The organism is Ruegeria sp. G5 (assembly GCF_056533365.1).
In genome coordinates, this window is record NZ_JBQFOK010000001.1 from 456,004 (window position 1) to 470,237 (window position 14,234).

The 14,234-nt window shown below is 58.5% G+C and carries 14 protein-coding genes and 1 pseudogene; 11 read left to right on the forward strand and 4 right to left on the reverse strand.

Going from position 1 to position 14,234, the window contains the following annotated elements:
* Positions 1–100 precede the first annotated feature (100 nt).
* The 4 genes and pseudogenes from ACR0BD_RS02230 to uvrC all read left to right on the forward strand — a co-directional run bounded on the left by ACR0BD_RS02230 (position 101) and on the right by uvrC (position 4,995).
* The gene (locus tag ACR0BD_RS02230) at positions 101–898 is read left to right on the forward strand and encodes a S49 family peptidase (RefSeq protein ID WP_480695428.1); all 798 of its coding nucleotides are present in this window, start codon (positions 101–103) and stop codon (positions 896–898) included.
* A gap of 168 nt (positions 899–1,066) precedes the next feature.
* Positions 1,067–2,029, forward strand: coding sequence for a calcium/sodium antiporter (locus ACR0BD_RS02235; protein ID WP_480828656.1), 963 nt, complete (start codon positions 1,067–1,069; stop codon positions 2,027–2,029).
* An 18-nt stretch (positions 2,030–2,047) separates the two neighbouring features.
* A pseudogene (locus tag ACR0BD_RS02240) lies at positions 2,048–2,830 on the forward strand (SDR family oxidoreductase); the annotation flags it as partial.
* A gap of 290 nt (positions 2,831–3,120) precedes the next feature.
* On the forward strand, positions 3,121–4,995 hold the full coding sequence (uvrC, locus tag ACR0BD_RS02245; RefSeq protein WP_480828657.1) for an excinuclease ABC subunit UvrC: 1,875 nt from the start codon (positions 3,121–3,123) through the stop codon (positions 4,993–4,995).
* Here uvrC and ACR0BD_RS02250 read toward each other — a convergent pair.
* Positions 4,992–5,876 carry a DMT family transporter gene (locus ACR0BD_RS02250; protein ID WP_480828658.1) on the reverse strand — a complete coding sequence of 295 codons (885 nt, stop codon included), beginning with the start codon at positions 5,874–5,876 and terminating at the stop codon, positions 4,992–4,994. The two genes, uvrC and ACR0BD_RS02250, sit on opposite strands and share 4 nt — an antisense overlap.
* 184 nt (positions 5,877–6,060) lie before the next feature.
* Here ACR0BD_RS02250 and pgsA point away from each other — a divergent pair, with 184 nt between their 5' ends.
* Genes pgsA through ACR0BD_RS02265 form a run of 3 tightly spaced genes read left to right on the forward strand, consistent with a single transcriptional unit; the run spans position 6,061 to position 7,426 of the window.
* Positions 6,061–6,729 carry a CDP-diacylglycerol--glycerol-3-phosphate 3-phosphatidyltransferase gene (gene pgsA / locus ACR0BD_RS02255; RefSeq protein ID WP_480695421.1) on the forward strand — a complete coding sequence of 223 codons (669 nt, stop codon included), beginning with the start codon at positions 6,061–6,063 and terminating at the stop codon, positions 6,727–6,729.
* A 3-nt stretch (positions 6,730–6,732) separates the two neighbouring features.
* The gene (moaD, locus tag ACR0BD_RS02260) at positions 6,733–6,978 is read left to right on the forward strand and encodes a molybdopterin converting factor subunit 1 (protein WP_010443581.1); all 246 of its coding nucleotides are present in this window, start codon (positions 6,733–6,735) and stop codon (positions 6,976–6,978) included.
* A 1-nt stretch (position 6,979) separates the two neighbouring features.
* Entirely contained in the window at positions 6,980–7,426 is a 447-nt protein-coding gene (locus ACR0BD_RS02265; RefSeq protein WP_480828821.1) for a molybdenum cofactor biosynthesis protein MoaE, read from the forward strand.
* Between the two features lies 1 nt (position 7,427).
* Here the strand turns inward: ACR0BD_RS02265 and ACR0BD_RS02270 are convergent, their stop codons facing one another.
* The 3 genes from ACR0BD_RS02270 to ubiA form a co-directional block, all read right to left on the reverse strand.
* Positions 7,428–7,748: a hypothetical protein gene (locus tag ACR0BD_RS02270; protein ID WP_480695417.1), complete on the reverse strand. Its 321-nt coding sequence runs from the start codon at positions 7,746–7,748 to the stop codon at positions 7,428–7,430.
* A 1-nt stretch (position 7,749) separates the two neighbouring features.
* Complete coding sequence (locus ACR0BD_RS02275) at positions 7,750–9,660, reverse strand: OmpA family protein (protein WP_480828659.1); 1,911 nt, start codon at positions 9,658–9,660, stop codon at positions 7,750–7,752.
* A 65-nt stretch (positions 9,661–9,725) separates the two neighbouring features.
* Positions 9,726–10,688: a 4-hydroxybenzoate octaprenyltransferase gene (gene ubiA, locus ACR0BD_RS02280; protein ID WP_480828661.1), complete on the reverse strand. Its 963-nt coding sequence runs from the start codon at positions 10,686–10,688 to the stop codon at positions 9,726–9,728.
* A gap of 12 nt (positions 10,689–10,700) precedes the next feature.
* Between ubiA and ACR0BD_RS02285 the strand changes: the two genes are divergently transcribed.
* From ACR0BD_RS02285 to ACR0BD_RS02300, 4 genes are all read left to right on the forward strand, one after another.
* Complete coding sequence (locus ACR0BD_RS02285; RefSeq protein ID WP_480828663.1) at positions 10,701–11,426, forward strand: 16S rRNA (uracil(1498)-N(3))-methyltransferase; 726 nt, start codon at positions 10,701–10,703, stop codon at positions 11,424–11,426.
* On the forward strand, positions 11,426–12,271 hold the full coding sequence (locus ACR0BD_RS02290) for a GNAT family N-acetyltransferase (protein WP_480828823.1): 846 nt from the start codon (positions 11,426–11,428) through the stop codon (positions 12,269–12,271). The genes ACR0BD_RS02285 and ACR0BD_RS02290 overlap by 1 nt, the downstream gene beginning before the upstream one ends.
* Positions 12,268–12,795, forward strand: a complete 528-nt coding sequence (locus tag ACR0BD_RS02295; RefSeq protein ID WP_480695409.1) for a hypothetical protein — start codon at positions 12,268–12,270, stop codon at positions 12,793–12,795. The genes ACR0BD_RS02290 and ACR0BD_RS02295 overlap by 4 nt, the downstream gene beginning before the upstream one ends.
* Before the next feature lie 64 nt (positions 12,796–12,859).
* On the forward strand, positions 12,860–14,230 hold the full coding sequence (locus tag ACR0BD_RS02300) for a glutamate--cysteine ligase (RefSeq protein ID WP_480828664.1): 1,371 nt from the start codon (positions 12,860–12,862) through the stop codon (positions 14,228–14,230).
* Positions 14,231–14,234: the final 4 nt, after the last annotated feature.

Sequence of the window (14,234 nt, forward strand, 5' to 3'; positions counted from 1 at the left end):
TTGCATTTTTGCCCGTTGACGCCGGGAAATGTGTTTCCGCTGCATCTAACGTTCAACCCGTCCCTTGTTTACCTGTTGGCCGCACTCTACATCGGCACCCATGAAACTCAGCCTGCCCTTCATCAAAAAGCAACCTTGCGTCGCAGTTGTTCGCCTGTCCGGAGCAATCGGAATGGCCGGGCGCGGGTCGATGTCAGATACGTCTTTGGCGCCCGTTCTTGAGAAGGCATTCCGAAAAGGAAAACCGGTCGCCGTCGCGCTTGAGATCAATTCGCCCGGCGGATCACCTGTTCAAAGTTCACTCATTGGTTCGCGAATCCGCAGGTTATCTGAGGATTTGAACGTACCTGTCATCGCTTTTGTCGAGGATGTTGCTGCATCGGGTGGGTATTGGCTGGCCGCCGCTGCCGATGAGATCTACGCCGATGACAGTTCGGTGCTGGGCTCGATCGGGGTGATCTCATCAGGGTTTGGTGCACATGTTCTGCTCAAGCGTCAGGGTATCGAGCGGCGCGTACACACTGCGGGTCAGTCGAAATCCATGCTCGACCCGTTCTCTCCGGAAAAGAAAGAGGATGTCGCGCGGCTGGAGGGGTTGTTGGCCGATATTCACGACAATTTTATCCGCCATGTCAAAGCGCGTCGCGGCGACAAGCTGGATGAAAGTCAGGATCTCTTCACCGGAGAAATCTGGCTGGCGCGCCGCGCGCAAGAGCTTGGGCTGATCGACGGCATCGCGCATCTGAAACCGATGTTGCAGGCGCGGTTTGGCGACAAAGTTAAATTCCGCCGTTATGGGTTGCGCAAACCCTTCTGGTCACGGTTTGGCGCCTCATTGGCGCAAGACGCAATAGCCGGGCTTGAGGAGCGTGCCGCTTACGCGCGTTTCGGTTTGTGACGTGATTATCAAGATTGTCTCTCTCTTCCTGATTGCCATGGGCGTTTTGGCGATGTTCGGCAAGCTGCGCTTTCCTGGGCAAAAGAGGCTGCAATCTTCCCGCTGTTCGCGTTGCGGGCGTTTCAGGATCGGCAAGGGCCCGTGCGCTTGCGAAAAAGGAGGCCGTAAATGACGGCATGGCTGTTGTCCGGCCTCGGGTTGCTGATCCTGCTGTTGGCAGGCGATGCGCTTGTGCGTGGGGCGGTAAACCTGAGCCTGCGTCTGGGCGTGCCGGCGTTGATCGTCAGCTTGACGATCGTCGCTTTCGGGACCTCGGCCCCTGAACTACTGATCGCAATCAGCGCGATTCAGGAAAACGCACCCGGCATTGCATTGGGAAATGTCGTTGGCTCGAACACGGCCAACATCCTGCTGGTTCTGGGCGTACCGGCCCTATTGGCCACATTACACACCAGTGAGTGCGATAGTCGTAAGAATTACGTCTTCATGCTGTTGGCGACAGTGCTGTTTATCGTGCTGGCCTTTGGCGGCGTGTTCAACATGTACAGCGGGGTTATCCTTCTTGCGGCCTTGGCTTTGGTATTGTGGAATGCCTTCCGCGAAGCCCATGCGCACAGAAAAGCCTGCGGCGAAGCTTGTGCGGATGACGAAGAACTGGACGGTTTGGAAGAAGCCGATCCCAACATGCCGTACTGGAAGATAACTGTTTATCTGGTTCTGGGCCTGATCGGCCTGCCGATGGGCGCGCATCTTTTGGTCGACAATGCAACGATCATTGCGCGGACCTATGGCGTCAGTGAAACGGTGATAGGCCTGACACTGGTTGCTGTTGGCACGTCTCTGCCAGAGCTTGCGACAACGGTGATGGCGGCTTTGCGCCGTCAGGCGGACGTGGCTTTGGGCAATGTCATTGGGTCAAACATGTTCAACCTGCTGGCCATTGTCGGGATAGCGACGATGGTCGGACCTATTCCGGTCGACCCGGAATTCCTGCAGTTTGATCTGTGGGTCATGCTGGGTGCATCGCTGTTGCTGATCCCGTTTGTTTTCTTCAAAAAAGATATCACCCGCGGCTGGGGGTTTGCGTTGACACTGCTGTACGCGGTCTACGTTATCTCTCTGCTGGCGTGACGTGACAAAAAGGAAACCCACATGACCCGAGCCTTGGTAACCGGTGCCGGAATCCGTCTTGGCCGGGCTATGGCCCTGTACCTTGCGCAGCGCGGGTACGATGTGGCGGTTCACTACGCCTCGTCAGAGGAACCTGCGTCCGAAGTCGTGGCCGAGATCATGTCCATGGGCCGTAACGCGGTTGCGCTGCAGGCTGACCTGCTGGACGAAGAACAGGTTCAGGCCCTCTTGCCCCGCGCGGCAGAGGCACTGGGGGGCGCTGTGACCTGTTTGGTCAACAACGCGTCCATATTCGAGTATGACAACATTCAGACGGCGAACCGTGAAAGCTGGGACCGCCATCTGGACAGTAACCTGCGCGCACCCTTTGTGTTGACACAAGCGATGGCTGGTCAGGGCTTAGAGCCTGAAACGGATGAGGCGGGCGAACCCGTTGCAACCGGTCTGATCGTGAATATGGTCGACATGCGCGTGCGGAAACTGACGCCCGAGTTCATGTCGTACACGATCGCCAAGATGGGTCTGTGGGCTTTGACCCGCACAGCAGCGCAAGCCCTGACGCCGGCCATACGTGTGAATGGGATCGGGCCCGGTCCGACCATGCAGGGGCATCGTCAAAGCGAAGAACATTTCAAAGCGCAGCGAGTGAACACCGTGTTGGAGCGTGGGGCGAACCCCTCGGATATCACGGCCGCGCTGGGCTATTTTCTGGACGCTCAGGCTGTGACGGGACAGCTTTTATGTGTCGACGGCGGGCAGCACTTGGCATGGAAAACACCAGACATTCTTGGTGTTGAATAAGTAATTCAGCTACAAGTTTTGCACCGCTCTCATTTCCGTTACCTGCGCGTTACAAAAATGTCTTTTTTTTCATGCACTTGCCATGTGTAATAAAAAATAATGATTAAAAACAATAGCTTAATATGCCGCCTATTTTTTGTGCAAATCAACGAATGTACAAGGAATTAAGGGAAAATCGGGATACCCGGAAACTTATCTTCATACTTATCCACAGAAACCGTGGATTTGTTTTCTCTTGATCTGGGGCGCTCAAGATTGCAGCCATGGACAGGGAATCATATCTCAGGCTCATGACGACCCCAACAGAATCACATACTGAAACACATCCGACCGGGTATGCCTGCATTCAGGTTTATGTAAAAACGCTGGACAGCTCTCCGGGCGTGTACCGAATGCTGGATGCGGACAGTCGTGTTCTGTACGTTGGGAAGGCGCGTAATCTCAAGGCGCGGGTGTCGAATTATACGCGCCCCGGCCATTCGGGCCGGATCGAGAAGATGATCGCATCGACCGCGTCGATGATGTTTCTGACCACGCGGACCGAGACCGAGGCGCTGCTGCTGGAACAGAACCTGATCAAGCAGCTCAAGCCGAAATACAACGTGCTGCTGCGCGACGACAAAAGCTTTCCGAATATTCTGGTCGCCAAGGATCACGGCTTTCCACAGATCAAGAAACATCGCGGAGCCAAAAAGGAAAAGGGTGCCTATTTCGGCCCTTTCGCCAGCGCGGGGGCGGTGAACCGAACGCTGAACCAGCTGCAAAAGGCGTTCCTGTTGCGCAATTGTTCGGACTCGATGTTCGACAGCCGCACGCGGCCATGTCTGCTGTATCAAATCAAGCGGTGCTCTGGGCCGTGCGTCGGGTTGATCTCCGAGGATGACTACCGCGAAAGCGTCAAGGATGCCGAACGCTTCCTGTCGGGGCGCTCGACCAAGGTGCAGGAAGAGCTGGCCGAACAGATGATGGCAGCGTCCGAGGCCATGGAGTTCGAACGCGCCGCCAGCCTGCGCGACCGTATCCGGGCGCTGACGCAGGTGCAGACCTCTCAGGGTATCAATCCGCGTGGCGTGGCCGAGGCGGATGTGATCGGGCTGTATATGGACAGCGGACAGGCCTGTGTGCAGGTGTTCTTTATCCGGGCCAATCAGAACTGGGGGAACAAGGATTTCTACCCTCGGGTCGGGGCGGATGTATCCCCGGCTGAGGTGATGGAAGCCTTCTTGGGTCAGTTCTACGACAATAAGGAACCACCTCGCCAGCTGATCCTGTCAGACGGTATCGAGAACGCCGATCTGATGCAGGAAGCCCTGTCTGAGAAAGCCGGGCGCAAGGTGGAAATCCTTGTCCCGCAACGGGGCGAGAAACAGGAACTGGTCGCGGGGGCCTTGCGCAACGCGCGCGAGTCGCTGGCGCGGCGTATGTCGGAAAGCGCGACACAGGCCAAGCTGCTGCGTGGTGTGGCCGAAGCATTTGATCTGGATACACCGCCTGAACGGATCGAGGTCTATGATAACTCTCATATCCAAGGCACCAACGCGGTGGGCGGGATGATTGTGGCCGGCCCCGAGGGGTTCATGAAAAACGCCTATCGCAAGTTCAACATTCGCGGTGATGACCTGACCCCCGGCGATGATTTCGGCATGATGAAAGAGGTTCTGACCCGCCGCTTTACCCGCCTGCAAAAAGAAGACCCAGACCGCGAAAAAGGCATGTGGCCCGACCTTTTGCTGATCGACGGCGGTGCCGGGCAGGTGAGTGCGGTGCATGAGATCATGGTCAAGCACGGGGTTGAAGACATCCCGATGGTTGGGGTCGCCAAAGGGGTGGACCGCGATCACGGCAAAGAAGAATTTCACCGAATGGGTCAACGCGCTTTTGCTCTGAAACGCAACGATCCGGTGCTGTATTTCATCCAGCGCCTTCGGGACGAGGCGCACCGGTTCGCGATTGGCACCCATCGCGCGAAGCGTGCCAAGGCTGTTGGGGCGACTCCGTTGGATGAAATCCCCGGTGTGGGCGCCGCGCGTAAGCGGGCCTTGCTGACCCATTTCGGCAGTGCCAAGGCCGTAAGCCGAGCGAACTTGGCGGACCTGAAGGCGGTCGAGGGGATCTCAGCCGGGTTGGCCCAGAAGGTTTACGATTTTTTCCACGACAAAGGTTAGGCGCGTCGACCGCGCCACACGATATAGAGGCCCGAGGCAACGATCAGCGCCGACCCGATCCACATGGTCTGGTCAAGACGCTCGCCAAACATCACCACGCCCAGTCCAATTCCGAACAGCAGGCGTGAGTAGCGAAACGGTGTGACCGCAGATACCTCGCCCGTGCGCATTGCTTTCATAAGCGAGGCATAGGCCATGACTCCCATCAGAATTGCCCCACTCAGGTGGAGGCTTACGTGTGGTGTCAGCGTTTGCAGCGGCGTGCCTTCCCAGAAACGGTAGGCCAGCCCGGCGGCGATGATGCATAAGAAACCGTAAAAACCCAGCACTTCGGTCCCCAGTGACGCGGGCGCGGCGCGGCTGGCGAGGTCCCGTCCGGCAAAACCCAGCATTCCCAACACGGCAAGGATCGACAGCGCCGTAAAGCTGTCTCCGGTCGGCTGGATGATAATCACGACGCCGAGCAGGCCAATCAGAATGGCGCTCCACCTTCGCCAGCCGACGGTTTCGCCGAACACCAGCGCTGCTCCGGCGACCACCACAAGCGGCGTTGCCTGCAAAATCACGGTGGCCGAAGACAAGGGCGTCAGCGCGATGGCCAACACATAAAACAACCGTCCCAGAATTTCGAAAACCACGCGCACCTTCATCGGGCGCGACAGCACATCAGGCTGAAACAGGCGCGTTCCACGCACCACAGCAACGGCCGCGTAGATCACAGCGCCGCCTGCGCCAAACAAGACCAGCACCTGCCAGATCGGAATCGCAGCCGAGGCACTTTTGATCAACGCGTCTTCCAGCGCGAACAAAGCCATTGCAGCGATCATCCAAAGGCTGCCGACAAGATTTGACCGTGGATCTGTTTGAATATGCGTCGTCATGGGGTGCGATCTGTAGTCCGGGAACCGCCAATCTGACTGCAAAGCCGCCCCGGGCCAAGCCGTAACTGGCCTGTTGCCAGGGATTGCGACCCTTTGACACCAAGTGCTGCAACCGACTGTGAATGGGTCAGTTTTTCGCAGGCTCGTCTTTTATGTCTTGAACCGGCGATGTAGAGTTTCGGTTATGAAGTGGAATTTGCCGAATATCCTGACCGTATTACGCCTTTTGGCGGCTCCCGGTTTGGCAGTCATGTTTTTGTATTTCACGCGACCGTACGCAGACTGGTTCGCACTGGTCCTGTTCCTGTCCGCGGCGATTACGGATTGGTTCGATGGATATCTGGCGCGTGCCTGGAAGCAGGAAACCAAGATCGGTGCCATGTTGGACCCAATTGCCGATAAGGCGATGGTCGTTATCGCGCTGATGATCCTTGTGGGGTATTCGACGGAAAGCTGGACGCCTTGGTTGGTGCTGCCCGCAACGGTGATCTTGTTTCGCGAGGTCTTCGTCTCGGGACTGCGCGAATATCTTGGCGACACGGCCGGAACGCTCAAGGTGACCAAACTGGCAAAGTGGAAAACCACGGCGCAAATGGTGGCAATCGCTATCCTGTTCTCGCAAGGTATATTCGAACATTACTTTGTCATGGGGACGTTCGGGATGGACCCTGCAACCGTTGATCAGGTTCTGAGCGGCCAGGTCGAAGATCTGAACCACCTGCGTTGGCATCTTGAGGGCATGTTCTGGTCGGGTCGCATTGGGTTGTGGCTTTTGTGGATTGCCGCGACGCTGACATTGATCACGGGCTTCGACTACCTACGTAAAGCCATGCCCCATCTGAAGGAGAGCTAAGCCATGGACGTGCTGTATTTCGCCTGGGTGCGTGAGCGCATCGGTCTGCCGAAAGAAAAGGTCGAAACGCAGGCGGCCACGGTGTCGGATCTTGTTGCCGAGCTTAGCGCGCGCGAAGACCGCTATGCTGCGGCTTTTGCCGATCTTTCCGCGTTGCGAGTGGCGTTGGATCAAGAGCTTTCGGATTTCGACGCCTCGCTTGCTGGCGTGCGCGAGGTCGCGTTCTTTCCACCCATGACCGGTGGCTGATTTGCGGATCGTTGTTCAGGAAGACGCCTTTGATTTAGGGGCTGAGGCAAACGCCTTTGCTGCGGGGGATGACGCAGCGAACGGTGCGATTGTGACGTTTACAGGCGTCGTACGCGATCTGGCCAGCGGCGATCTTGATGTCATGGAAATCGAGCATTACCCCGGAATGACCGAACGCGCGCTGGCAAAGATCGCGCAAGAGGCGCAGACGCGCTGGTCTTTGGGCGATGTATTGGTGATCCATCGACATGGGCGGTTGGCGCCCGGGGATCGAATTATGATGGTGGCCACGGCCGCTCCTCATCGCAAGGATGCGTTTGAGGCGGCCGAGTATCTGATGGATTACCTGAAATCCCGCGCGCCCTTCTGGAAGAAGGAAATCACCAATTCTGGTGCAGAATGGGTTGCTGCCAAGGACGAAGATGAAGACGCCCTGACACGTTGGTAGTTCAGTCGGCGTTGTTGATGCGTCCGCGCAGTTCTTCGGCCTCTTGGCGGGCTGCGCGCAAACCGTCCATCGCAGCAGACAGTTCCGCCTCGGCCTGGGTCAGTTGATTGGTCAGTTCAGCTTCGCGCTGTTGCAGGTAGGTGATGGCCTGATCCCGGGTTTCTTCGGCTTCGTGCAATTCCTGGCTCATGCGATCCAGATCGGCCACGTCGCTTTGGCGCACACGCGACAGACGATGGGCCAGCCAATTGGCGAACCAGCCCACGCAGAAGGCTCCGAACAGGATAATGGCCGTGGCGATGATGAATTCGATTCTGTTCAACTTACTGGTCCCCTGCGCCGGTTTCCTCGGCGTCTGGCTGCGCGTCTTGTGATGTTTGCGTGTCCGCCTCAAGCGCTTCGAGCCCGGTTTCCGAATTCGCAACAGGCTCGGGCCGGATCAGGCGGAATTCGATACGGCGGTTCTCTTCACGGCCTTCTTCGGTGTCGTTGTCGGCAATCGGCTGTGTCTCGCCATAGCCCACCGCGGAATAGCTGGCCGTCGGGATTCGGCGGCCACGCAGCTCATTCAAGATCGACTGGGCACGCGCCTGGCTGAGTTGCTGGTTCATCTCTTCACGGCCCTGACTGTCCGTGTGTCCCTGAATCTCAAGCCGGATCGGTCCGCATTCCCGCAAAATATCTGCGATCTGGTTCACGGTGTCGCGTGAATCGGCGGCAACAGTGGCCGAACCTGGCTCAAACGCGATTTTGCTGCTGGCTTGCACTTCGGCAATCTGTGCCTCGCACAGCTCTGGGTCGGGCAGTTTGTCCTCGGGTTCCGGGGGTGGCTGATAGGTGATCGACAGCGTGAACTCCTGGGCCTCACCCAATTTGTCCGAGAGTTGTCCGGCAATCCGTGCTTTCGCCTCGGCGTCATGACTTACGCCGCTCAGCGCGACATTGTCGGGTGTTACGGTCAACGCACCATTGTGCAGCTGCGAAAGGGCGTCCAAACCCGCCAGCACGCGAACCGACCAATCCGCAGGCAGGTCAGGTGCGATGCGTGTTGCAGTGTAAACCTGCTCGGACCCGAAAGAGGCGCGGGCGAAACTGTCGACCATATCGCGCAGGGTTTCATCCCCCAGCCGACCCCGCATTTGCACCAGACCCTCCGGGCTGCGGGTGGCCGAGAATTCTATGGGGCCAGCAGGTGCGTCTACTTCTGGTTCAGGCAAAACGGCATGCAGGGCAAACACATCGGGCAGGGCGTTTTCCAGCTCCCCAATCACCCGATCAAAAACTGTGGCATCCGTTCCTTGGGCTGCAACCAGCGTGATATCTGCATCAGACAGGGTGACAGAGCCCTGACCGATTTCCGCCAAAGCGCCGATGCTAAGGATCGCGGCGTCAGACCAGCGTGGGGAAGGCACGCCCAGCCCGATGGTACAGCTATAGGGTCCCGTCATGCCGGCTTGCTGGGCGGCGTCGACAATCGCGGCGCGCCCTTTCTCATCCTGTGCGGAACAGGCGTCGAACTGCCCCCCATCGGCGTCGATCAGAAAGCGCAGCGTAAAGGGTGTGATGACCGGGCGTGGGGCCGTAATTGCCAGGCCGATGCGCAGGCTGGGTGGCGCAGCACGCGTCAGGTCCTGTTCCAGCCGTTCTTTTTCCTGCTGACTGTCGGCGATTGCCGTGATCCGAACCAGGCCGGGGCTGGCAGATATCTTGGCGCGCGGCAGTCTGGTCAGTGCCTCGATTGCGTAATCCAGCGCGTCTTGCCAGCCTTCAGGTTTGGGGTAGTCGGCGGTTTCCATCAGATCTGACACCGACCCGCCGCCCAGACGTTGCAAACGCTGCACAAGATCGTCTCGGTCCTGGCTTGCGGGGATCAGTCCGATGACCGAGATGCCGCTATCGTTGCGCAGAATTTCCGCTGAAAACCTTGGAGGAGCCAATTGCGTGGTCGGAGCCACCTGCATCTGGTCGATCACGCGGGACGTGTCGACCTCGGTGCCGGCAGCGGTCAGCGCGTTGAACCGCGCAGCCTCATCCGCGGCAATACCCGTCAGGACCACGCGCAATCCATCCGATTCGACTTCGGCCCAATCATGACCTTTGAGATCCAGCGCGCGGCGCACTGCAAATTCCGAAGCATCCTCGACCTTGGTGACCGCATAGCTTGCCGCCAGCAGGGACAGCCCGGCAGATACCAGAAAGATCAGGGCAACGGCTAGTAAATAGGGCAGGCGCATGTGCGGGCGGTCGACTCCTGAAGTGATTGAGCAGGACTCTTACAGAGGCCTGCGCCGGGGTGCAATCAGACCAGCAGTGCGACGCAAAGGAAGATCAGCGGAATAAGGCCGGTGTCCCGGTTTGCGCGAAACAATTGCAGCAGTTTTGCGTTGTCCTCGGTGTCCAGTCCGCGCAATTGCCAGGCCATGTGCCAGCCCATGGCCCACGGGCCCGCCAGCGCGACGAACAAGGCCATGATCGATGTCTGCGTCGTCATCGCGTCGATAATCGCCAGCCCCATCAGCGAGACGGTTGCCACAAGGAAGTATTTCAGCCACTTGGCGGTGTCTTCCCCAAACAAGCGTGCCGTGGATTTTACGCCGATCAATTCGTCGTCTTCTGCGTCCTGATGGGCGTAGATGGTGTCGTAGAACAATGTCCAGGCGATACCTGCCAGATAGAGGGTAATCGCTGGAACGCCTATGGTTCCGGTATGGGCCGCCCATGTCAGCAGAATGCCCCAGTTGAACGCCAGCCCCAGAAAGACTTGCGGCCACCATGTGAAACGTTTGGCATAGGGGTAGATGGCCACCGGCAGCAATGACAAAACACCCATGGCAATGGCGGCCTGATTGAATGTCAGGAGAATCATCAATGCCAGCAGGCATTGCAGCACCATCCAAACAGCAGCTTGCCGCACGCTGACCTGACCTGACGGGATAGGGCGTGACCGGGTGCGTTCGACCTGCGCATCGAATTCGCGATCACTGATATCATTCCATGTGCAGCCCGCGCCGCGCATCAGAAAGGCACCGATGGCACATCCAACTGCAATCCACAGATCCTCCCAGCGGGGTGTGCCGTCACTCAGGATCGCCAGTGTCAAACCCCACCAGCACGGGATCAGCAATAACCATGTGCCGATCGGCCGGTCTGCACGGCTCAGGCGCAGATAAGGTCGGGTAAAGGCGGGCGCATAGGTATCGACCCAGTTGCCGCTGACGGCGTCGGCGACTTGACCGTCTGGTGTTGGAGCATTGCCTTGCATATGTAAGGTCTCATGAGTGCAAAGATCAGACTGTATGTAGAGCACCCTTTGGGTCCGGGGCAATCGGTTCCTTTGACGCGTGATCAGGCCCATTACCTGTTCGGCGTCATGCGGCTGGCCGTCGGTGGGCATGTCGCCCTGTTCAACGGCAAAGACGGAGAGTGGCAGACCGAAGTGGTCGAGGCCGGCAAACGCGCGGGCTTGCTGCGGTGCGTCGCCCAGAGCAAGCCGTTGCAGCTGCCGCCTGATCTGTGGCTTCTGTTTGCGCCGATCAAAAAAGCGCGCACCGATTTCATTGTTGAAAAGGCGGCTGAAATGGGCGCTGCCCGGATCATGCCGGTGCAGACCGAATTCACCAACTCAGAGCGTATCCGTCAGGACAGGCTGCAAGCTCATGCGGTCGAAGCGGCCGAACAATGCGGCGGAACATACGTGCCGGATGTCGCTGACCTGCAGCGGCTCGACCGTGTGTTGGAGGCATGGCCATCGGATCGTCAGCTTATGTTCTGTGACGAGGCCGAGGTTGGCTCGGCCCTGCGTCTGGCAGCGCAGGAAAAAGGACAGCCTTGGGCAATACTGATCGGCCCCGAAGGCGGGTTTTCAGACCGCGAGCGCGCGCGACTGACCAGCTTGCCCTATGCGCATGTGGTAAGCCTCGGGCCCCGCATTCTTAGGGCAGATACTGCGGCGGTGGCGGCCCTGACCATGTGGCAGCAAGCGCTGGGAGACTGGGCGTGATGTGGCAACAGGCGCGTGACGCCGATGTGCCAAAGATCGAACGTTTCTTACTTCAACATAGTCAGACGTCGATGTTCCCATTGGCGAATCTGCGAGACCACGGCTTGCGGGGATCTGATCCGCGTGCCGTCGACGTTTGGATGTTAGGTGAGGCACCTCGCGCCACATGGTCCATCACCAACGAGGGGATGTTGTTGCCGCAGTGCCCCGATTGCGCCGATGAAGAGCTTTCCGCTGCGATCGACCTGATCCGAGGGCGCGCCTTGTTTGGAGTAGCGGCCGAAGCCACACAGGCGCGCAGAATAATGCAACTGGCAGAATGGGAGGACCGCCCCGCAACGCTCAACAGTGATGAGCCGGGGTTTACACTGGATCTGCGACAGATGATTGTCCCGAATATCAAAGGGGCACGGCTTGAGCCCTTGGGGACCGTGCCCCCAGACGTCATCGAACGATGGCGTGCGGATTACCTGGTTGAGGCGATGGATTTCGACCACAATCGGGCTTGCGTTCAAGCGGCAAAAGATTGTGAGGCTTATGTAGCCCGGGATTCTCATCGCGTTTTATTGCTGGATGATCGGCCTGTAGCGATGACGGGATTTAACGCGCGGTTACCTGAAATCGTGCAGGTTGGTGGTGTCTACACACCGCCCGACTTGCGTGGTCGTGGCTATGCCCGGCTTGCCGTTGCTCTGCATCTGAGCGAGGCGCGCAGCCTTGGTGTTTCCCGTGCAGTGCTGTTCGCGGCTTCCGATTCTGCGGCACGCGCCTATATATCAATCGGATTCGAACCCGCAGGACAGTTCTCGCTGATCCTGTTCAAAAACCCAAAGGACCCGGCATGAGTTTCATCCGACCCGAAGCCAAACTCGCCTTGTGGCGCTGGCGCGAGGTGTTGATCGCCGCAGCCGTGTTGCTGGTCGGTCTAAGCTGGATCACGGGGCCGGGCGGACTTTTGGGATGGATCGGTTGGGTTCTTATCCTCGCTGCCATCGCCCTGGCGGTGATCGGGGTACAGCGCGCTCGGTTCCGTACAGGTGCTGGCGGCGTGGGTGTTGTGACCATAGATGAAGGCCAGATCACTTATCTTGGCCCGCTGGACGGCGGGATCGTCGCCACGCGCGAAATCGAGCGGTTGGCACTGGATCCAACCTCGGAACCGGCGCATTGGGTTTTGGAACAACCGGGGCAGCCCATGCTTCACATTCCTGTGAATGCAGAAGGTGCAGAGGCGCTGTTTGATGTGTTCTCGACGTTGCCGGGGCTGAAAACCGAACAAATGCTGGCCGAACTGAACGGTCGCGCTGCGCATCCGGTGGTGATCTGGGAACGGCATCCAATGCGCCCTTCGCATCTTCGCCTGCATTGACACTGGCGGCGTTTGCGCCCACGACTGACCCCAATACAGACACATCAGGATCGGAGCACGGTTCATGTCCATTCCCCAGTCCGGCGGCGGGCCGATCGAACGCCACGAACAACTGGCCGAATATCTGGAATCGGGCTGCAAGCCCAAGTCCGATTGGCGCATTGGGACCGAGCATGAGAAGTTCGGCTATTGCAAGGACACCCTGAAGCCGCTGCCGTTTGAAGGTAAGCGGTCCATCGTTTCGGTGCTGGAAGGTTTGCGCGACCGCCACGGCTGGGCCGAGTTGCGCGAGGGTGGCAAGCTGATCGGTCTTGAGAAAGATGGCGCGAATGTCAGCCTTGAACCGGGTGGCGCGCTGGAACTGTCAGGTGCGCCGCTGGAAACCATCCATGAGACCTGTGATGAGGTGAACACACACCTTCGTGAGGTCAAGGATATCGCCGATGAGATTGGCGTGGGCTTCATCGGTCTGGGTGCGGCCCCAATCTGGACCCATGACGAGATGCCGTTGATGCCCAAGGGCCGGTATCGGTTGATGAACGACTATATGGAAAAGGTCGGCACCATGGGCCGCGCCATGATGCGGCGCACCTGCACGGTCCAGGTGAATATCGACTTTGGGTCCGAGGCGGACATGGTCCAGAAACTGCGCGTGGCGCTGGCCTTACAGCCGGTGGCGACGGCGCTGTTTGCGAACTCTCCGTTCTTTGAGGGCAAACCGAACGGCCAGAAAAGCTGGCGCAGCCATATCTGGCGGCATTTGGACGATGCGCGCACGGGCATGCTGCCTTTCGTATTCGAAGAGGGCTTTGGGTTTGAACGTTATGCGCAATACGCGCTCGATGTGCCGATGTACTTCGTCTATCGCAATGGCGAGTATATCAACGCACTGGGTATGTCTTTCCGCGACTTCCTTAAGGGCGAATTGCCTGCCTTGCCGGGCGAAACGCCAACCTTGTCCGATTGGGCTGACCACCTGACCACAGCCTTCCCCGAAGCGCGGATCAAGAAATTCATGGAGATGCGCGGCGCAGATGGCGGCCCTTGGCGACGCCTGTGTGCGCTGCCTGCCTTCTGGGTTGGCTTGACCTATGATCAGGGCGCGCTGGATGCAGCTTGGGATCTGGTCAAGGGATGGGACGCGGAAACGCGCGAAGCGCTGCGGGTTGAGGCAGCAAAGGAAGGATTGCAGGCCCAAGTTGGCAACATAAACATGCATGACCTGTCCCGCGAAGTTGTGTCGATTGCCGAGGCCGGCCTCAAGGCCCGTGCCTATCCCGGTGCAGGTGGAATGGTGCCGGACGAGACGCATTTCCTGAACGCACTGAAGGAAAGTCTTGAAACCGGTAAGGTCCCGGCAGATGAGCTTTTGGACCACTACAACGGCGATTGGCAGGGTGACCTGACCCGCATTTACCCTGAATTCAGCTACTGATCGC